The sequence below is a fragment of the Microcoleus sp. B3-D2 genome, from assembly GCF_036705345.1.
GTDB lineage: Bacteria > Cyanobacteriota > Cyanobacteriia > Cyanobacteriales > Microcoleaceae > Microcoleus.
The window spans coordinates 37,378-55,871 of record NZ_JAUBUG010000023.1 but is presented as its reverse complement, the minus strand read 5'-3'; the positions used below and the strand labels follow the sequence as shown (position 1 = coordinate 55,871).

Sequence of the window (18,494 nt, the reverse complement as noted above, 5' to 3'; positions counted from 1 at the left end):
AATTAATGTTGAACGAACACAGCAAGTTCTGAAATATCGTCGAGCGCGAAAGTCGGTTCTAGGGCGAGACACTGAGCGCGATCGCCATATCCGTAAGCCGCCCAACAAACATCTATCCCAGCATTTTTAGCAAACAGCAAATCAATCGCTGTATCGCCAACCATTAAAATTTGACTGTTATCCAAGTCCGGGAACAGCGGTTTAATAATTGAGTGAAAAACCGCCGCCTCGGGTTTCATAATCATTTCTCCGTTGTCACCTAAAATCAAATCAAAAAAACTGTGAATTTTCAATTTTTGCAGTAACGAATTTACCAAACTAACGTGTTTGTTGCTAAAAACTCCCAAGCTCAATCCCGACTTGCGCGCCAACTGCAAGACTTGCTTTGTCCCGGTAAATAACTCTACCTGCTTTTCACCTTCCGTCCGATAATAAGAGCGGTAAGTTTCCACCCATTCAGGAATTGCGCTTTCCTCGATCGCCGGATGCAGGATTTTAAAAGTATTTGGTAAATTGATGCCGATCGTACCTATAATAGTATCAGCAGCGGGCGGGGTAATATTGAAAGTTTCAAAAGTTTTTGTAAAGCAAAATACAATAGCTTTGTGAGTAATTGCTAAGGTGCCGTCGAAGTCAAAAATAATTAACTTGTACTTACTCATATTTCTGAAAATTTTCAATAGAGCAACCGGAGGTTTCCAATGATATAATAGCATTATTAATCTCTAAGTCACAAATTATAAGTATCATCTTTAAACATTCAAGAGGTCAACATGAGTGTCACCGAACAACCAGAAATTATAGCAACAGATTTCCCTGACCACACTCAATTACCCGACTCCGACGGTACTTTTGTAAAAAACTTCCAAGAACATCCTCAAAGCATCCTGTTAACAACATCAATCCGACCGATTTTAGACCAAATTCATCCCGACGGACAATACTGCATCGGTCAAGATTCCGGTATTTACTGGCGAGTGGCCCGGCACCCGGAACCGCCAGAAAGAGGAGCCGAAGCACCTGATTGGTTTTACGTGCCCGACGTGCCGCCAACTCTTGACGGAAATCTTCGTCGCTCCTATGTAATGTGGCAGGAATTAATGCCGCCTCGGATTGTACTTGAATTTGTTTCTGGTGATGGCAGTGAAGAAAGAGATAGGACTCCTCGCCAGGGCAAATTCTGGATTTACGAACGGATAATTCGACCTGCTTTTTACGGCATTTATGAAGTCAAAAAGGCACAAGTTGAAGTGTATCATTTGGTAGAAGATCGGTTCGAGTTAGTTCCACAAAATGAGCGCGGACATTACCCGATCGCACAAATAGGAGTGGAATTAGGTATTTGGCAAGGGGTTTATCAGGGTGTAGAATTGCCTTGGCTGCGCTGGTGGGATGCCTCTGGGAATTTGCTGCCGGCCGCCGAGGAACGGGCAGAACAAGCCCAATTAGTGGCAGAACGAGAAGGACAAAGGCGCATAGAAGCTGAGCTGCGAATTCAAGCTTTAGAAGCGCGTTTGCGAGAGTTAGAAGGACGGTAATTCGATTTTAGATTTTAGATTTTAGATTTTAGATTGGGGATCAGTGATGATTATCGGGGTTGGGTTCTTCATAAGTCCTTGGCAATTCTTCAATTCTTCCATCAAAAATCTTAATTCCCATAAGTCGCAGATGCCGGTAGGGACACGGCAATTCAGTGTCCCTAGGAATATGATGTGCTGTAAAAACCCGATCGCCTAGCAGCCTCCTCAGAAACGATATAAACATTCATCGGTTATTATCAAAAATTTGCGTATATTAACTTAAGTATTGCATCACTTTTTGTGTAAGTCCTATGGCACTAATTGTTCAGAAATATGGCGGAACCTCGGTTGGCACAGTCGATCGCATTTTGGAGGTAGCCCGACGAGTTGTAAAAACAGCACAGCTCGGCAACTCTCTGGTTGTCGTACTTTCGGCGATGGGCAAAACCACCGACGGTTTAGTTAAACTCGCCAAGGAAATTTCCGCAAATCCCAACAAGCGGGAAATGGATATGTTGCTCTCCACTGGGGAACAAGTCTCGATAGCACTTTTGAGCATGGCATTGCAGGAAATGGGACAGCCCGCAATTTCCCTCACCGGCGCCCAAGTCGGCATTGTCACCGAAGCCGCCCACACCCGCGCCCGGATTTTGCGAATCGACCCGAATCGGCTTGAAAGCCAGTTAAAAAGCGGTAAAGTCGTTGTGGTTGCGGGGTTCCAAGGTATCGCCGATGCCGGAGAATTGGAAATTACCACCTTGGGCCGTGGCGGTTCCGACACGACAGCAGTTGCCCTCGCAGCAGCGCTGCGGGCAGACAGGTGCGAAATTTATACCGACGTTCCCGGAATTCTGACTACAGATCCGCGCTTGGTTGCCGACGCGCAATTGATGGACGAAATCACTTGCGACGAAATGCTGGAATTGGCGAGTTTGGGCGCAAAAGTCCTCCACCCGCGCGCGGTAGAAATTGCCAAGAATTACGGCGTGCCGCTGGTAGTGCTTTCTAGCTGGAGTGACGCCCCCGGTACGCGGGTAGTGTCCCCACCCCCGAAACTTCGGCCTTTGGAGGGTTTGGAGCTCGCAACAGCGGTCGATGCGGTGGAATTTGACTTAGATCAGGCAGGGGTGTCGCTACTGCGTTTGCCCGATCGCCCTGGCGTAGCAGCGCGGTTGTTTGGTGCGATCGCGCAGCAAAACCTCGATGTAGACTTAATTATCCAGTCAATTCATGAAGGAAATACTAACGATATTGCGTTCACAGTGACGCGAAAATCTCTGCAACAAGCCACCGCCGTTGCAGATGCAATTATCCCCGCCCTCGGCAAGAATTCTCGCCCCGAATTGGGAGAACCGGAAGTGAAAGCAGAAGAGCGGCCAATAGCTAAAGTTAGCATTGCGGGCGCGGGAATGATCGGTCGTCCGAGGGTAGCGGCGCAGATGTTTAAGACTTTAGCGGATGCGGGAATTAACATTCAAATGATTTCTACATCCGAGGTGAAAGTTAGTTGTGCGATCGATGCCGAAGATTGCGATCGGGCCGTTGCCGAACTCTGCAAAGCATTTGATGTCGCCAACTCCCCTATTGGGCTGCATTCATCATCCCACAAACCGCCCGCAGTCCGCGCCGTTGCGTTGGATCTCAATCAAGCGCGTCTAGCAATTCGCCAATTGCCCGATCGACCCGGAGTAGCAGCAAAACTGTTCGGACTTTTAGCCGAGGAAAATATCAGCGTAGACACGATCATTCAGTCGCAGCGCTGCCACAATATCGACGGCATATTAACTCGCGACATTGCATTTACCGTAGCACAAATTGACGCCGAAGCTGCTAAAAACGCCCTCGAAAAAGCCGCCCCAGAATTCGGATGGGGCGAAGTAGCAGTCGATACACAAATTGCCAAAGTTAGCGTTGTCGGTTCCGGGATGGTAGCGCATCCGGGAGTAGCGGCAAAGATGTTTGAAGCGCTTTCCCGCCAGCAAATCAACATTCAAATGATTGCCACTTCCGAGATTAAAATTAGCTGCGTTGTGGATGAAGGACAAGGAGTAACTGCTTTGAAAGCAATTCACGCAGCCTTTGAACTTGCCGGCACCGAAAAAATTCAAGTTCCCGCCTAATCGAGGTTTGTAGTTGCGCTTCAGCGCCGGCAGACTCTGAATCCCAACTACAAGCTTAAAAATTTCATTAATTAGAGTTTTCGGTAGGGATACGGCAGTGCCGTGTCCTTGCAAATATCGCGGACACAGCATTGCTGTATCCCTACAAATATATTCGGATTTGGACACGGCACTGCTGTGTCATTGGAAATATCGATCGACAGTCAACTATCAAAGTTTTGAGTGCAAATTGCACAGCATGAGGCTGTGTTAAAATGAAATTGGCGATCGGCTAAAAGGGATGGAATCTTATGACTGTAGCTAAGGAACAGATTACTGATAGCAGTAGCAATAGCGGTTTATTGAATTTCCGAATCACTGTTGAACGTCTGATCGAGCTTTTAGATTTAGAAGAAGAGGATGAGTACGGAATTTTGAGACCGACTGAATATGCTTTCAGGACAGCGATGAAATTGATTGTAGAAGCCTATGATATTTTGGGTGATAATTTTCCTAAAGCATCCACTGGTACAGACGATCTAGGTAGTATCAGACTTGCTTGGCAAAATGTAAAGGCCGATCGGAGAGTACGCTTGTTCTGCCCGCATAATGCTGATGAGAAAGCTTACATTTATCATCAAAAGAGTGAGGAGTATGACTCGGAAGATATTACTTCAGCAGCCACCTTAGCCCATTGGCTAGAGTGGTTTAATAAGGTATGACCGATAAATATTCTCGCAGGGAATCAGATGTAGTCATAAATATCTAATGATTCATTACAGTGGCAAGTAAAATACCAGGTAAGTCCTATCTTTCTTGTAAAACACTCTTATAAGTCTTAAAACGTGCTATAATATCTATTATTCGTAGACAGAGTTTATCCCCTCTGCTCTCCGAATGATATGTTATAAATAACGACTTATGAGTACGAAATATCAATTCAATTCTTTACCTGACAGTGCTATTGTCTATAGAGCTTTACTCCGTCGTCAATGGATTGACGAAGCAAACTTAGTTGTATTTTCCGCTTATTTACTGCGAGCGAATGAACCGGGTTTATCGGTGACAATTGCCAGTGTTTGTTCCCCCGAACAATGTGCAGCAAATTTCAACAATTGTTACGGAGTGGCTAGTCTGCAAGTAGGACAAATTCGTGAATTAGGTTTAGATGCAGTACCTGATTCAGCATCCCACGCTCAGATTGTCGGTTTACCTCAGGTGAAAGATGATCGAAACAGAGCTGAAAGATTGGCCGATTTGTTAGCACAGCGATCGAGCATCGTATGGCAACCTTCGCAAACATAGCTTAGCAAGTTGTCCGCTCAAATCCGGGTTAAAAACCCCTGAGAATACTGGGCGGTTTCAACCGCCCAGTATTTCTTTGGCGATCGCCTCCACCACAGGTACACAAACCGAATTCCCAATTTGCTTGTAACTTTCCCCCGCACTCGGATAACTCTTAAAATCTTCAGGAAAACCCATAAGACGGTAACATTCCTTCAGCGTCAACTTTCTCACCATATCTTGCTCAGGAATGTAGATAAAAAACCTGCCCGATGTTTCTTGCGAAGGAATTGTCGGATGCACTCCATCTACCGAATAAATGCGATTAGGCTGTCTGTGAACCCTCGATAAATGTTCTGTATTTGGCCTCACGCCAGTTTTCCAAGTACCTTTATTTCTGTAACCTACAAACAAAAGTCCCGAATCTTGCTTTCTCGGAGACTCAATTAAAGTATACTCGGATTTGTCCAATATTTCAAAATCCCCTGTATCGTCTAGAAATTCCCTGAGTTTTGGAGTAAACTGGGTTTTAAGCCGAGAAAAATTGAAGGGTTTACCTTGAGTTGCAATAATAAATATTCTTTCACGATGTTGAGGAATTCCAAAGTCTTTAGCATTCAGCATTTTGTAATTCACGCTGTATCCCAAATCTTCAAGACTGGCAATAATTACTTTTAAGGTATTTCCCTTATCGTGATGGATTAAGTGCTTGACATTTTCGAGAACGATAACTTTAGGCTGCTTAATTTTGATGATTTTACAAATCTCGAAAAATAGCGTGCCTCTAGTATCTTCAAAACCCAACTTTTTGCCACAGATGCTAAAAGGTTGGCACGGAAAGCCTGCGACTAAAATATCAAAGTCTGCTAAATCGGTGGGATTAATTTTACTAATATCTGGAAAAGGAACCTCACCGAAATTTTCGGCGTAAACTTGTCGGCATTTGCTGTTAATTTCGCAGGAAAAAACGCATTTAAAGCCAATTTTTTCAAACCCTTGTCTGAAACCTCCTATTCCTGAAAACAAATCTATAAATTTCATTTGGGCTCAGCTTGAATACCAACAAATTCTATATACAATAATAACTGATTTGGCATCATATATAAGTGAGCAACGACTAAAAAAACACAATACCCAGAACCCCGACTTCTTGAAAAAGTCGGGGCTCTAAGAGCGATCGCGTCTTAAGTTCACTCATCAATTTATCTGTCCAGTCCGATCGACTGTAGCATAGGAGCGATCGGCAAATTGCAGGAATTGTCGATCGCCCGAAATTTCCCCCCGCATTCAACCAACCAATGTCCCAAACTTGTCCCGCAGCCGACTAAACTAGAAATAGCAGCAAAAAATACAGCTATTGTTTACTTTCTTTCACCAACCATGAGTCAAACCTTGGAAAACCTCACCGCAATTGATGACAAGCTATCCAAACGCCACATCGACCTCGATCCAGGCGGCTACTTCATCATCTATCTCGATCGCGAAACCAGCTTAATTTGTGCCAAACATTTCACCAACATCATCGACGATCGAGGCCTCGCCGTCGATCCCGAAACTGGCAAACCCATCCCCGCCCGTGGCAAAGTAGAACGCACTCAGTCCACACTTTTTACCGGCCGAACCGCCAAAGAACTTTGTGTCAAAATCCTAGAAGAAACCCGCCCCTGTCCGGTGACAATGTTAGATCACGCGGCTTATCTGGGACGGGAATTTTTACGGGCAGAAATCGCATTGTTGAGCGATCGAGAATACGTTCAAGATTAGTGCAGCCCTGCCTTAATTTCTTGACAAAACGCCAACCGATCGAATTTATCAGCACCCGATCACGAAAAACCTTGATACCAGAAATAAGTCACCATCGGAATCACTGTCGCCAACACCAACAGCACAACCACAACAACTGTGGCATTGCCTTGGTCTGTTTCTTCAGCTTTTTTAAACGTGCCTTCAACTTGAATGTTGTCAACAACTTCAGGAGGACCCGGATCGGGTTCGCCCGACAAAACAGTTGCAATGCGCGTACTTGCAGCCGCAAATGCCTCGTTGTATTTATTGGCTTCCCGCAGGGGCACTTGCACGGTTTCCCCAGCTACACTCTGGGCAATTTCATCGGGTAGCAGGGATTTCACCCCTTCCCCCGTCCGAATTGCCGCGCTGTTGGTAACAGTGTCGAGAACGAGTAAAATTTGATTAGTCTGGTCTTCTTTTTCGGGAAACCACTGTTCAAACAGTTGGTCGGTGAAAGTGGCAGTCGTTTCGCCGTAGTCTAAGCGGTGGATGGTGACAAATCGGACTTGTTTCCCTGTTTTGTTTTCCAGGTTGTCGAGCACGCTGCTGATATTGCTTTCGCTGCTGCGGCTGAGCACGTCGCCTTTGTCGAACACCCAAGTTCGATCGCCCGCCGACAACACCGGCATTTCGTAAACGCCAGTCGCCAATGCCGGCAATACCGCCATCTGGGATGCGATTAGGGCGATCGCGATCGTCGCCGCCAAAGGTTGGAGATATTTTCTCCAGTTAAATAATTGCTTCAGGAGTCGGGTCATGAGGTTAACCGTAAAACTGACTTTTTTCCAAAAATACTATAGAAACCCCCGTAAAATTCATTTTATGCAGGGCAATATTTACAATTAGCTCGCCAGTGGAACTCCCCGCCAGATTATTTTAGGATTCTAACTATGGAACCAGCAGACACTTATAAAGGTTGGATTATTCAATCCCAGAAAGTCTTCTACGTCGAGGTTTGGGATAGTCGCGGCAACCGCCACGTCGCCGTCCAAAATGCCAAGACTGAGGAGGAAGCTTTGGAATTGGCCAAAAAGTGGATAGACAAATATGAGTCAAAACCCGGAAGAATGCCGAGCGACGTACCCCATCCTTTCGGAGACATGATCGATATGCCATTTTGACTCAGTTGACTGTTGACTGTTGACTGTTGACTGTTGACTGTTTACTGTTTACATTACAGCTTGTAGGGTGCGTCAGATAGAGAAAACCTTTTCAAATCGAGCAATTATTGCAACGGACGCATCCGAATAATATGCCAGTTGCGTCCAAGAGTGCATTTTTCCTGAAAGACAATTACGAAATTCCTCGCAATTTCCGCGTATTTTCAACTAAACTCCGAGTAAATTCGTCGAACCTTTCAGACAGTTTTTCATCCAACAATTTACCATCAGGACTAAAAGCTTTCCAAGCTTGTCCGATCGCAATTTGTTCGGGAATTACCCAAGCGTGCACCCATCTCAAAATCACGCGCAAATCGTTGAGTGCGTTGTTGTTAACTTGCCCTCCCAAAACGCTAATCCCACCCGCAACTTTCCCGTCCAAATGCTCAAAACTCATCAAATCCAGGGCATTCTTGAGAGCACCGCTGATGCTACCGTGATACTCCGGCGTTGCCAAAATCAAAGCGTCGGCTTGCTTAACCGCATTCTGCAGCTTTTCCACATCGGGGTAATCGATATAATCATTCTCACCATTGCAGAATGGCAGATTGAGCGATCGCAAATCGAATATTTCAATTTCCGCGCCCAGGGCTTGCGCCCGTTCTGCTGCCACATTCAACGCTAACTGGCTGTATGAACCAGCCCGCAAACTTCCACCAATGCCGACAATTTTTACCATAAAGCTTAAAAACAAAAACTGACTTACTAAAGCGTACTCATTACGAGTATGATTAACATAGCAAGTTCGATCGGCAACTGTCAAGTAAAGTTTCCGATGTAGAAAATAGAAGGAAGAACACAAGGTTATGGGTAGGAGGGGTGAGTGCTCGCCCGGTAAGGGAAAACAGACTCGGATCGTTTACAAACCGCTATTTTGAGGGCCCTCTTAAGATGCCCGCGAGAGATAAACCCATCCAACACCCGCCATCTTGTTAAAATAAATGAACGTAGCAAACTAAAAGCGGTCAATCTTGGCAGTCTTCAACATTGGGCAAAGCAATATGAAAAATTCTTGGAAACACGCATGGCTGGGGCATCTAGCTGTAAACAAAGACAAGTCGAGCCAGAATCCTAAAAAATCAATTCCAGGACGGAATCTTTGGCGCATCCTGGGCAGTTTGGTGATTTCTCAAGGAATATTGCTCTCGACCCCGGTGTTTGCCGACAGCGCGCCAAACACCATGAGTTACAGCCAACTGATCGACAACATAGAAAAAGGGCAAGTCAGTAAAATCGAAGTAGACGAAACTCAAAAAACTGCCAAGGTTAGGCTAAAAAATCAAAAAAGCGATCAAACCCAATCAGTTAGTCTGTTCGACTACAACAACCGAGAACTGTACTCTCAAATCCGCGCCAAAAAGATTGACTTTGAAGTCAAACAAACAGCCGACAACACCGCCGCCGTCAGTTTAGTAGTAAACTTGCTAGTGATTTTTGCAGTGTTGGCAGTGCTGATGGCAATCCTGCGCCGATCGACCCAATCTCAAGGAAATGCCATGAACTTCGGCAAATCCAGAGCCCGTTTCCAAATGGAAGCCAAAACCGGCGTGATGTTCGACGACGTAGCAGGCATCGAAGAAGCTAAAGAAGAACTGCAAGAAGTCGTAACCTTCCTCAAAAAACCCGAACGCTTCAACGCCATCGGCGCCAAAATTCCCAGAGGAGTTCTGTTAATCGGGCCTCCAGGAACCGGCAAAACAATGCTGGCAAAAGCCATCGCAGGCGAAGCAGCCGTCCCCTTCTTCAGCATCTCCGGTTCCGAATTTGTCGAAATGTTTGTCGGAGTTGGCGCCTCCCGCGTCCGCGACTTGTTCCGCAAAGCTAAAGAAAATGCTCCCTGCATCGTCTTCATTGACGAAATAGACGCCGTAGGAAGGCAGCGCGGCGCTGGTATCGGCGGTGGCAACGACGAACGCGAGCAAACTCTCAACCAGTTGCTGACAGAAATGGACGGCTTTGAGGGTAACAGCGGCGTGATTGTGATTGCAGCTACTAACCGCCCCGACGTTCTCGATACCGCCCTGCTGCGGCCCGGCAGGTTCGATCGGCAAGTAACGGTAGATTTACCCAGTTATAAAGGGCGTTTGGGGATTTTGCAAGTTCACGCGCGCAACAAAAAACTCGACCCAGAAGTTGCCCTAGACACGATCGCCCGCCGCACTCCCGGCTTTTCCGGCGCCGACTTGGCAAACTTGCTCAACGAAGCAGCTATTCTCACAGCGAGGCGTCGCAAAGATACGATTACTAACCTAGAAGTTCACGACGCGATCGACCGGATTACGATCGGGCTTACCCTCAACCCGCTGCTGGACAGCAAGAAAAAGTGGATGACAGCATACCACGAAGTTGGACACGCCCTAGTCGCGACAATGCTCAAAAATGCTGACCCGGTGGAAAAAGTAACGATTATTCCCCGTTCTGGCGGCATCGAAGGCTTTACTAGCTTTGTACTCGACGACGAAATGCTCGACAGCGAAGGTTTAAGGAGTCGGGCTTTGCTGTTAAACCGAATTAAAGTAGCTTTGGGGGGACGAGCGGCGGAGGCCGAAATTTATGGCGATGCTGAAATCGACACCGGTGCCGGTAGCGATCTCAGAAAAGTTAGCAGTCTCGCGAGGGAGATGGTAACGCTTTATGGAATGTCGGATTTGGGGCCTGTGGCTTTGGAGAGTCCGAACAATGAGGTGTTTTTGGGCCAGAATTGGAATTCGCGATCCGAGTATTCCGAAGACATGGCAATCAAGATCGATCGCCAAGTCCGGGAAATTGCCTGTGAGTGCTACGAAGAAGCTCGCCGGATTATCCGCGAAAATCGGGCTTTGGTAGACAAACTTGTAGAAGCGCTGTTGGATGAAGAAACGATCGACGGCGACGAATTCCGCCAAATTGTCGAGCGGTACACCCAGTTGACCAAAAAAGAGTTGGCACCAACATAAAGAGTCAGTTAGCAGTTGGCAGTTGGCAGTTGGCAGTGGTCATTAGTTATATCATGTCCGCCTAATCACTTACGATATGTCCGCAGGGAGTGAAACGAAGCAATCGCAATGTTTCTGCGATTGCTTTTCTACGGTCGCAATGACAAGTGTTTAACCGGACAATATATTATTCGCAATAACAGTCAACAGTCAACAGTCAACAGTCAACTGTTTAAGATTGTTGCGCGTACATTTCCCGAAGTACCAAAGCCGGGTCTACCCAGCGGCCGCCGTACTTCAATCCCCAGTGCAAGTGAGGCCCACTCGTGCGGCCCGTCATCCCAACTCTGGCAATTCTCGCACCCGCAGGCACTGTTTGACCCTGCCAAATTTGCACGGTACCTTCGCTATCGGTATAATAACGCCCGCCGTTAGCTGTTAGCACTCGGCCTCTGAGGTGACAGTAGATGTGTTCCCAATTTCCCGATCGCACCACCATACCAGTGCCGCACCGGCCATCTTCCCAAACTTCCACAATTTGCCCGCCCCACCAATTGCGGATATAGCTGCCTTCCGGGGCGGCCAAGTCCAAACCGTAATGAAAATCCCCGCCACGGGGGCCGAAGGCGGAAGTGTATGTTTCAAAGTTTTCGACTGGAAAAGAAGCTTCTTGCCACAAATTACCCGTCGCTACTCTGTTTGGTAAGCCTGACTGAGCTTTGACCACCTGCTGCTGTAAATAAGGGCCGATCAAAACAATGCCGATCGAAAGTGCCAGCAGCAGCATCTGTCTGAGACGAAAAAAGCGTTTTGCCGTCAGCGGGCCTCTAGAGTTTTGCAGGATTTTTTTCACGGCTCAAAGTTAAATGTGTGTGCGAGTGTGCGTTGTCTGTTAGGCTCACATCTTGCACCAATGTCAATAAAGCTTTCAGGGGCGGGCTTTCCGGCCCACCCCACAAAAAAATCATTCTTTGTGGGGTGGGCCGGAGAGCCCGTTTCTGAGGTGCAAGATGGTAAGTTATGCCAATTCGCTGCAAGATTGGCTTTGAGCTCTACCCGCGATCGCGAATCAGTTTAATAACAACGTGTATCTTACTCCATCCAAAACCCGTGTCAAGGCTTCCGGGAAAATGCCCAGGGGTGATAAAAAAAAATTGGCCGAGGAATTGCTGCTGCGGTTGAATTCGATCGAGCTTTTGCTTGACACTATAGTTAAGTTCGGAGATTTTGGATAACATCCAAAATCTCAAATTCATCACAAACATCAAGCAATGCTTACTGAAATTTTTCCCTTTAGTTTTGCCATAGACGCAACTGCGATCGCCGGTGCGTCCTTGTGGTCTTTGGCCCTGTACTGGGGGCTGTCGCCCCTGACAGAATGGGTAATCCTGCAACTCAACCGCTGGATGAATTTTGCCGAGAGATCCCTCTACACCTCGGAAGCCGAGTTTGAAAGAACCCGCCAAGCGAGAGAAGCCCAAAATGCCTTTTACGCTTCGCTGTTGAGCATTGTGCCCTTTTTGATTGTGGGCGGATTGTGCAATTGGGGCGTAGAATTTTCTCTGGGTACTGGTTGGGCGGTATCTATGGGTACGATCGCCTGTATTGGCGGCGGCGTTTACGAACTCGGCCGCCGAGACGCTCAATCTTAGGGGATTTTAGATTTTGGATTTTGGATTTTGGATTGCTGAAGATATTCGGGGATTCGCAGGGTTCTAGAATGGACGATCGTCTCAAATCCAAAACTCAAAATCTAAAATAGACGAGCAATTACATAAATCTTTGATAGGGCCGGTCAAGCGCAGATGTAAGGCAGATAAACACAGATAAACGCAGATAATTTTAAGAATAGTTATTGTAGGGTGCGTCAGTTGTACAATCTTCGCTAAATACAGATCGTATTGTTGCTGACGCACCCTACGGCTTCAGATTCACTAATTATGTAGGGCACGCACTGCTCACCTTACGTCGGATTTGGGGATAAATAAAATGAAATACCAACCAGAACCAACATTATTAAATCAAGCCCGCGCCGCCTTCCAAAAAATCTGGGGATACGACGACTTTCGACCACCCCAAGGAGAAATCGTCGGCAGTTTATTAGCCGGAAAAGATACAATAATAATTATGCCGACAGGTGGTGGCAAATCAATCTGCTTTCAACTGCCAGCTTTGTTACAAACAGGCTTAACGTTGGTAGTTTCGCCGTTAGTCGCACTGATGGAAAATCAAGTGCAAGAATTGCGCGATCGCAATCTTCCCGCTTCCCTCCTCCACAGTCAATTGCCAACAGCGCAGCGCCGACAAACTATGCAGTCGCTGCAACAAAACAAATTAAGATTGCTGTACCTGTCTCCCGAAACATTACTCAGCAAACCTGTTTGGGAAATTATCAGTCAGCCGCACATCCAAATCAACGGTTTAATATTAGATGAAGCTCACTGCTTAGTACAATGGGGTGATACTTTTCGACCAGCTTACCGCCGTTTGGGAACAGTGCGGCCAGCTTTGTTGAAAGCTAAACCATCAAACAGTAAAATTGCGATCGCCGCTTTCACCGCTACCGCAAACCCGGAAGCACAGCAGACAATCAAAAATGTCTTGCAACTGCAAAAACCCGAAGCCTTTCTGCTAAGTCCGTACCGTTCTAACCTGCACCTGCAAGTGCAGACTGTCTGGACGCCGAGAGGACGCAAGCAGCAATTATTAAATTTTATCAAAGAGCGACAAAAACAAGCAGGTTTAGTCTATGTCCGCACTAGAAAAGATAGCGAAGAGTTGGCGGATTTGTTGGACGCAGCAGGTTATGAAACAGCAGCATATCATGCAGGTTTGAGTCCAGAATCACGACGAAAAATAGAAACAGCTTGGCTGAACAACGAGCTTAAATTCGTGACTTGTACTTCAGCATTCGGGATGGGAATTAACAAGCCAGATGTCCGGTGGGTGGTTCACTTTCAAGCACCTTTGCTATTATCGGAATACATTCAGGAAATTGGTAGAGGCGGACGCGACGGCAAATCGGCGATCGCCCTGACATTGATTAGCGAACCTACGGGTTTGCTTTATCCTGAAGATAAACAAAGAAAGGAATTTTTTCAAGATAAATTGCGATCGCAATACCGAGAAGCTCAGCAATTAGCCAAAAAACTGCCAGTTAAAGGCGATATAGAAGCAGTTTCCCGCGAATTTCCAGAAAGTGCGATCGCCCTTTCAATCTTGCACAGCAGCGGACAATTAACATGGCAAGATCCTTTTAATTATGCGATGGACAAATCCCCACAGCAAAAAGCGGAAAAATCAAATTTTACCGCCGCTGAGGAAATGGTAAAATATTTGAAACATCGGCACTGCAGGTGGCAATTTTTGCTACAAGCTTTTGGGTTTGCAAATGAGGCGAAATCTATGCAGTGCGGCCACTGCGATAATTGTCGGTGAAACCAGTTCGTGGGGGCGGGTTTACGAGATTATTGGTTTTAGGCAATTATTATGGGTGAAACCCGCCCCTACAGGATATGTACTGCATACAAATCGATCGATTTTAAATTAGCGATTACTGATTACCAAAGAAAGTAAATGATAGAAACAGACACTGCGGCACAGATTTACACAGTAGAAAATACAGAGGAATTCGATCGCAGTAATGTCAATCAGCGATTAGATATTTGGCTGTCAAACCAAATACCAGACTTATCCCGATCGCGAATCCAAAGCCTCATATCACAAGGCAATGTCAAAGTCAACGACGAAACCTGCACCTCGAAAAAAATATCAGTAAAAGCGGGCGATCGCATCCACCTCACTTTACCCGAAGCCCAGCCCACTTCCTTGCAGCCCGAAGCAATTCCCCTCGACATTCTCTACGAAGATGACAGCCTAATTATCATCAACAAACCCGCCGGATTAGTCGTCCACCCAGCCGCCGGACACGCAGACGGTACATTAGTCAACGCCCTCTTAGCCCACTGTCCCCTAGCAGAAATAGGCGGAGTTCAGCGGCCGGGAATCGTGCACAGATTAGACAAAGATACAACAGGTGCGATCGCGATCGCCAAAACCGACATTGCCCACCAACACCTGCAAGCCCAACTCAAAACCAAAACCGCCCGCCGCGAATATTTAGGCATAGTTTACGGCGCTCCCAACACCGAAACAGGCACAATAGACCTACCCATCGGGCGGCATCCCACAGACCGCAAAAAAATGGCGGTAGTACCAGTAGAAAAAGGCGGTCGCCCCGCAGTTACTCACTGGACAATCAAAGAAAGAATCGGCAACTATTGCTTAATGCACTATCAATTAGAAACCGGCCGCACTCATCAAATTCGCGTGCATACAGCCGAAATAAAACATCCCATTGTCGGCGACCCGATGTACAGTTCCAACCGTTCTATCGGCGTCAATTTAACAGGACAAGCCCTCCACGCATGGCGGCTGACATTGCAGCATCCCGTAACAGGAGAATTAATAGAGGCGATCGCACCTTTGCCCGATCAATTCAACACCCTGCTAAAAATATTGCGGTTGCGGGCTAATATTTGATAATTGGTATAGCAGTCACCAAAGCTTTTAGGGCAAGTCGCCATCAGGCGTTGAGAATTTTATCTACCTTGATTGCTTTGTTCAACATTCCCTCCAGGATATTGTTTCTACCTTAACTTTTTTTAATAGCACAAGTATCACTTAGATGCTAGTGCAAGTCTGGGATGTTACTGGTCTGTGCAAATTTGTTGATGTCAAACATATCAAGGTAGCGGTTTGTCTCATTTCTCCCAATCTTATCTACTTTTATAGGAGCGATCGAGTTCTTGCAACCCTGACACCAGATTGCCCAGTTCCATGACGTAAGCACCCCTAATCTTCTTTGTGTTGCTAAAACTCACCTTGGCATCGCTAAATACCACTACTGGAGTGACCTTGGTTAACTTCTTAGCTTTTTTGATAGCCGTGACTTCTTTGGCAATCTGTGCCAGAAAGTCTTTCTCAAAATCTCTCAATTTCCCGTAAGATAGACGCTTGAGCACATCCCCATCCAACAGAACTACGGTTGAGTGAGACTTCACATCAAGGATAAAATTGACTCCTTTAGGCGATCGCAGCCACACATCGATATCGCCTACTGCCGGCAATCTTAAATTGTACTCAGCTATCCATCCAGATTGGATTAGGGACTCCAAAACTTGCTGAATCTTTTCTTCACCACAGGCCCCTTGGTCAAATCTCTGAGACGACTTCCAAAACGTTTTGCCGTCCTCAATGAACGGAAGGGCGATTAATGCCCCTATCACAATAGCTGCGACCAAAAATAAAGGAGCAAAAGGTGCTACCGCGTATACCAGCAGTGGCAACAACACTAGCCCTGTCGCGGCACCGTACCTGTATAAGGCTTTGGTACGAAGCTGTTTAGCATGGCGGCGCAATGGTTTTCCAGCATCTTCGTTATATTGCGGCTGCATAAATGCACCTATGCACTTAGAGTTGACAATGAGAAAAGGTCGAATTATTTTTCTTCCCTCTTCCTTCTTCCTTCTTCCTTCTTCCCTCTTCCTTCTTCCCTCTTCCCTCTTCCCTCTTCCCTCTTCCTTCTTCCTTCTTCCTTCTTCCTTCTTCCTTCTTCCTAATGACAAAAAATTATGAGTCCCGAGTTTTGGATTCCAAGTTTAGTAAAAAACTCAAACCTCAAAACTCAAGACTCAAAACTCTCTCAGCCTAAAAGCCGATCGATTCAGTCGATCGCCCGACACAAATAATTGCATCAGGGCAGCATCAATTACCGGCGACGGGGAACCATCGAGTCGATATTGATATTAGCCAGAGGCACGCGCGGCGGCGGAGTAGTAGGAATGGGCATATTGCGCGCCATACCCAAATAGTTCGACGGATCGCCAGCCTTCGGCTGCTGTTCTTGAGGAACAAAACGGCGGACACTTGTCTGCCAGATGATTTGCGGGAAGCCAAGCTGCGAACGGTGGTATTCGCTGTAGCGGGGCGTCTTCAAATTGAAAGGAGTGTCCCCTCCAACTCGCTGAGGCAAAATTCGGCGCTGCTGGTAAGGTATTGTGTCATAGCCGAACTTTTCGAGGTACTCTTCGCTATTGACCAACTCGTCAATAAAGCCTTGAGGCCCCTTATTGGCTACTACGATCGACCAAGCAATCTTTTCGCGCTCGCTGTAAACATCCCGGCCCAAAATGCGCTGCACGCACATTTCCACAAACCGATAGTTGCTGTTAGTTTGGTAATTCCGCTCTAGGAAAGGAGAAGAAGTCGCCAAACCGCGAATAAAGTCCCGCACAGTAATTTGGCCGAACTTGAGTTGCGACTCCAAAGACTTTTGGCGGTTGCTCTTGAGGATTTGGTGTTCGCTGTAAATCTGGCGATATCCAGCCCAAATCAAATTGTCCATGTCTCCAGGCGAGAGCACATTTTCAGTTGTGAAAATTCTCGGCTGCTCGTCGCTCCCCACTTCAAAACCAGCAACGCGCTGGTTTTGGCTCTTGGGGGCGTAGCTTAATAAAGGTAGCGCCACGTTAAAATCTCCGTTATCTCAAATTTCAGAAATAGTTGACACCGTGAGCTGCCAGCATAACGGATACAACTAACCAACATACAGATTAGGGGATTCCCGCAATCTAAATCTGATTTTCCTGAATTTTTGCAACAATCTGTAACATTTGTTGACTTTCGGGAAGGAAGAAGGAAGAGGGAAGAAGGAAGAGGGAAGAAGAGAGTTCTTGCACAAGTCAAATTCACCCCCCGCAAGTCCCCCCTTATTAAGGGGGGAAACAAGAATAATCTTGCCCCCTCCCCTTGCTAAGGGGAGGGTTGGGGTGGGGTGCTTTGTATTTTTGCAAGAGTTCTAAGGAAGAAGGAACAGGGGAGAGGGAAGTTATGCAGAAAGAAGGCTCGTTCCCCGGAAGCGGGCAGGAACGTCGCTCGGCGAGGCTCTGGCTCGTCAAACAGGAGGCAAACGGCTCCCGCCAAGCATTCCCAGGCAAAGCTGGGGGAACGAGCTTAAGAGCTGGGGAACGAGCTTACAAATTACCAGCCCAGAGCCGAATAAAACTCGCTGGCGGGTACTTGAGCTGCTGCTGCTTCTGATGTTGCATCCGAGTCTGGTTGCACCCGAATTTCGGTACAAAAAGTCGATGTGCTGAAACCGCCAAAGCGCTTTACGGTACTCGTCCGCATCCGCACGTTCGGATTAGGAAACCAGAAACGCTCGATCGAACTCATCGTCTCGTATTCCGTAATCAGCAGCAGCCCATCCTCGTCATCCATCTCAAAACGGCCAGCCACCGGCACAATTTCCGCATAGCCCCGTTCCCGCAACATCAAACCCTGCCGGGGATTTTCAGGATCGGGGACGATCGCGAACACCGTAGACCCTTTATGATTCTCATCATCCTTATCCCACGCCATCGAGCCGTGCCAGGTTACAAAGGCCCCCCCAGCAGCCCGGCTCGGATCGACTTCGTGCATCTTGCAAATCTCCGCCACTCGCGCGTCATCTGCTGCCAGGGCTGTTACCTGAATATTTGAATCCCCAATCTCCGCTTGACGAAAAGCGAGATGGTGAGTGCTGCGCTGAGAACGCCACTCCCCAGCACTGCTTTGAAAAAACTCCATGGCATCCATACGAACTAGCTCCTTTGGCTTAGGCTTCCCTGTCTTTACGCCTTTTTATGATAAAGCTCCCCCCACTTAGATGTACTTTTGCTACACAAA

Annotated in this window: 19 protein-coding genes; 10 read left to right on the top strand and 9 right to left on the bottom strand. The window is 47.0% G+C overall.

The window, feature by feature from the left end; genetic code table 11:
- Positions 1-2: 2 nt before the first annotated feature.
- The gene (locus QUB14_RS11385; RefSeq protein ID WP_333217379.1) at positions 3-662 is read right to left on the bottom strand and encodes an HAD family hydrolase; all 660 of its coding nucleotides are present in this window, start codon (positions 660-662) and stop codon (positions 3-5) included.
- A gap of 111 nt (positions 663-773) precedes the next feature.
- Here QUB14_RS11385 and QUB14_RS11380 point away from each other — a divergent pair, with 111 nt between their 5' ends.
- The 4 genes from QUB14_RS11380 to QUB14_RS11365 all read left to right on the top strand — a co-directional run bounded on the left by QUB14_RS11380 (position 774) and on the right by QUB14_RS11365 (position 4,924).
- Positions 774-1,538 (top strand): Uma2 family endonuclease, encoded by a 765-nt coding sequence (locus tag QUB14_RS11380; RefSeq protein WP_333217380.1) that lies wholly within the window; start codon positions 774-776, stop codon positions 1,536-1,538.
- Positions 1,539-1,831: 293 nt separating this feature from the next.
- Positions 1,832-3,640: an aspartate kinase gene (locus QUB14_RS11375; RefSeq protein ID WP_333217381.1), complete on the top strand. Its 1,809-nt coding sequence runs from the start codon at positions 1,832-1,834 to the stop codon at positions 3,638-3,640.
- 290 nt (positions 3,641-3,930) lie between these two features.
- Positions 3,931-4,341, top strand: coding sequence for a hypothetical protein (locus QUB14_RS11370; protein WP_333217382.1), 411 nt, complete (start codon positions 3,931-3,933; stop codon positions 4,339-4,341).
- Positions 4,342-4,540: 199 nt separating this feature from the next.
- Positions 4,541-4,924 (top strand): hypothetical protein, encoded by a 384-nt coding sequence (locus tag QUB14_RS11365; RefSeq protein ID WP_333217383.1) that lies wholly within the window; start codon positions 4,541-4,543, stop codon positions 4,922-4,924.
- Positions 4,925-4,981: 57 nt separating this feature from the next.
- Here QUB14_RS11365 and dcm read toward each other — a convergent pair whose 3' ends face one another.
- Positions 4,982-5,944, bottom strand: coding sequence for a DNA (cytosine-5-)-methyltransferase (gene dcm, locus QUB14_RS11360; protein ID WP_333217384.1), 963 nt, complete (start codon positions 5,942-5,944; stop codon positions 4,982-4,984).
- A gap of 339 nt (positions 5,945-6,283) precedes the next feature.
- Here dcm and QUB14_RS11355 point away from each other — a divergent pair, with 339 nt between their 5' ends.
- Positions 6,284-6,667: a DUF4346 domain-containing protein gene (locus tag QUB14_RS11355; RefSeq protein WP_190657611.1), complete on the top strand. Its 384-nt coding sequence runs from the start codon at positions 6,284-6,286 to the stop codon at positions 6,665-6,667.
- A 59-nt stretch (positions 6,668-6,726) separates the two neighbouring features.
- On the opposite strand, the gene psb32 is transcribed toward QUB14_RS11355, so the two are convergent.
- Positions 6,727-7,449: a photosystem II repair protein Psb32 gene (gene psb32 / locus QUB14_RS11350; RefSeq protein WP_006635546.1), complete on the bottom strand. Its 723-nt coding sequence runs from the start codon at positions 7,447-7,449 to the stop codon at positions 6,727-6,729.
- 132 nt (positions 7,450-7,581) lie between these two features.
- Here psb32 and QUB14_RS11345 point away from each other — a divergent pair, with 132 nt between their 5' ends.
- Positions 7,582-7,812 (top strand): hypothetical protein, encoded by a 231-nt coding sequence (locus QUB14_RS11345; protein WP_333032858.1) that lies wholly within the window; start codon positions 7,582-7,584, stop codon positions 7,810-7,812.
- A gap of 172 nt (positions 7,813-7,984) precedes the next feature.
- On the opposite strand, the gene QUB14_RS11340 is transcribed toward QUB14_RS11345, so the two are convergent.
- Positions 7,985-8,530, bottom strand: a complete 546-nt coding sequence (locus QUB14_RS11340; RefSeq protein ID WP_333217418.1) for an NADPH-dependent FMN reductase — start codon at positions 8,528-8,530, stop codon at positions 7,985-7,987.
- Positions 8,531-8,852: 322 nt separating this feature from the next.
- Here QUB14_RS11340 and ftsH point away from each other — a divergent pair, with 322 nt between their 5' ends.
- Positions 8,853-10,787, top strand: a complete 1,935-nt coding sequence (gene ftsH, locus QUB14_RS11335) for an ATP-dependent zinc metalloprotease FtsH (RefSeq protein WP_333217385.1) — start codon at positions 8,853-8,855, stop codon at positions 10,785-10,787.
- Positions 10,788-10,998: 211 nt separating this feature from the next.
- Here ftsH and QUB14_RS11330 read toward each other — a convergent pair whose 3' ends face one another.
- Both QUB14_RS11330 and QUB14_RS11325 read right to left on the bottom strand, forming a co-directional pair.
- A complete protein-coding gene (locus QUB14_RS11330) occupies positions 10,999-11,619 on the bottom strand; it encodes a M23 family metallopeptidase (RefSeq protein WP_445251839.1) in 621 nt (206 codons plus the stop codon).
- 199 nt (positions 11,620-11,818) lie between these two features.
- Positions 11,819-12,004, bottom strand: a complete 186-nt coding sequence (locus tag QUB14_RS11325) for a hypothetical protein (protein ID WP_333217386.1) — start codon at positions 12,002-12,004, stop codon at positions 11,819-11,821.
- Positions 12,005-12,037: 33 nt separating this feature from the next.
- On the opposite strand from QUB14_RS11325, the gene QUB14_RS11320 reads away from it, so the two are divergent.
- The 3 genes from QUB14_RS11320 (at position 12,038) to QUB14_RS11310 (ending at position 15,308) form a co-directional block, all read left to right on the top strand.
- Complete coding sequence (locus QUB14_RS11320; protein ID WP_333217387.1) at positions 12,038-12,418, top strand: hypothetical protein; 381 nt, start codon at positions 12,038-12,040, stop codon at positions 12,416-12,418.
- A 337-nt stretch (positions 12,419-12,755) separates the two neighbouring features.
- Positions 12,756-14,204, top strand: a complete 1,449-nt coding sequence (locus tag QUB14_RS11315; RefSeq protein WP_333217388.1) for a RecQ family ATP-dependent DNA helicase — start codon at positions 12,756-12,758, stop codon at positions 14,202-14,204.
- A 138-nt stretch (positions 14,205-14,342) separates the two neighbouring features.
- Positions 14,343-15,308 carry an RluA family pseudouridine synthase gene (locus tag QUB14_RS11310; RefSeq protein WP_333217389.1) on the top strand — a complete coding sequence of 322 codons (966 nt, stop codon included), beginning with the start codon at positions 14,343-14,345 and terminating at the stop codon, positions 15,306-15,308.
- 236 nt (positions 15,309-15,544) lie between these two features.
- On the opposite strand, the gene QUB14_RS11305 is transcribed toward QUB14_RS11310, so the two are convergent.
- The 3 genes from QUB14_RS11305 to QUB14_RS11295 form a co-directional block, all read right to left on the bottom strand.
- A complete protein-coding gene (locus tag QUB14_RS11305; RefSeq protein ID WP_333217390.1) occupies positions 15,545-16,393 on the bottom strand; it encodes an NERD domain-containing protein in 849 nt (282 codons plus the stop codon).
- Between the two features lie 143 nt (positions 16,394-16,536).
- Positions 16,537-17,295 carry a phycobilisome rod-core linker polypeptide gene (locus tag QUB14_RS11300; RefSeq protein WP_333217391.1) on the bottom strand — a complete coding sequence of 253 codons (759 nt, stop codon included), beginning with the start codon at positions 17,293-17,295 and terminating at the stop codon, positions 16,537-16,539.
- 512 nt (positions 17,296-17,807) lie between these two features.
- A complete protein-coding gene (locus tag QUB14_RS11295; RefSeq protein WP_333217392.1) occupies positions 17,808-18,404 on the bottom strand; it encodes a phycobiliprotein lyase in 597 nt (198 codons plus the stop codon).
- Between the last annotated feature and the right edge of the window lie 90 nt (positions 18,405-18,494).

What these genes read in the sequence shown, in the direction of transcription:
- QUB14_RS11345 (WP_333032858.1), top strand. Translation starts at nt 7,582, where the DNA reads ATGGAACCAGCAGACACTTATAAAGGTTGGATTATTCAATCCCAGAAA.
- QUB14_RS11295 (WP_333217392.1), bottom strand. Translation starts at nt 18,404, where the DNA reads ATGGATGCCATGGAGTTTTTTCAAAGCAGTGCTGGGGAGTGGCGTTCT.
- psb32 (WP_006635546.1), bottom strand. Translation starts at nt 7,449, where the DNA reads ATGACCCGACTCCTGAAGCAATTATTTAACTGGAGAAAATATCTCCAA.
- QUB14_RS11355 (WP_190657611.1), top strand. Translation starts at nt 6,284, where the DNA reads ATGAGTCAAACCTTGGAAAACCTCACCGCAATTGATGACAAGCTATCC.
- QUB14_RS11380 (WP_333217380.1), top strand. Translation starts at nt 774, where the DNA reads ATGAGTGTCACCGAACAACCAGAAATTATAGCAACAGATTTCCCTGAC.
- QUB14_RS11375 (WP_333217381.1), top strand. Translation starts at nt 1,832, where the DNA reads ATGGCACTAATTGTTCAGAAATATGGCGGAACCTCGGTTGGCACAGTC.
- QUB14_RS11320 (WP_333217387.1), top strand. Translation starts at nt 12,038, where the DNA reads ATGCTTACTGAAATTTTTCCCTTTAGTTTTGCCATAGACGCAACTGCG.
- QUB14_RS11325 (WP_333217386.1), bottom strand. Translation starts at nt 12,004, where the DNA reads ATGTTATCCAAAATCTCCGAACTTAACTATAGTGTCAAGCAAAAGCTC.
- QUB14_RS11370 (WP_333217382.1), top strand. Translation starts at nt 3,931, where the DNA reads ATGACTGTAGCTAAGGAACAGATTACTGATAGCAGTAGCAATAGCGGT.
- QUB14_RS11310 (WP_333217389.1), top strand. Translation starts at nt 14,343, where the DNA reads ATGATAGAAACAGACACTGCGGCACAGATTTACACAGTAGAAAATACA.
- QUB14_RS11315 (WP_333217388.1), top strand. Translation starts at nt 12,756, where the DNA reads ATGAAATACCAACCAGAACCAACATTATTAAATCAAGCCCGCGCCGCC.
- QUB14_RS11340 (WP_333217418.1), bottom strand. Translation starts at nt 8,530, where the DNA reads ATGGTAAAAATTGTCGGCATTGGTGGAAGTTTGCGGGCTGGTTCATAC.
- QUB14_RS11365 (WP_333217383.1), top strand. Translation starts at nt 4,541, where the DNA reads ATGAGTACGAAATATCAATTCAATTCTTTACCTGACAGTGCTATTGTC.
- ftsH (WP_333217385.1), top strand. Translation starts at nt 8,853, where the DNA reads ATGAAAAATTCTTGGAAACACGCATGGCTGGGGCATCTAGCTGTAAAC.
- QUB14_RS11385 (WP_333217379.1), bottom strand. Translation starts at nt 662, where the DNA reads ATGAGTAAGTACAAGTTAATTATTTTTGACTTCGACGGCACCTTAGCA.
- dcm (WP_333217384.1), bottom strand. Translation starts at nt 5,944, where the DNA reads ATGAAATTTATAGATTTGTTTTCAGGAATAGGAGGTTTCAGACAAGGG.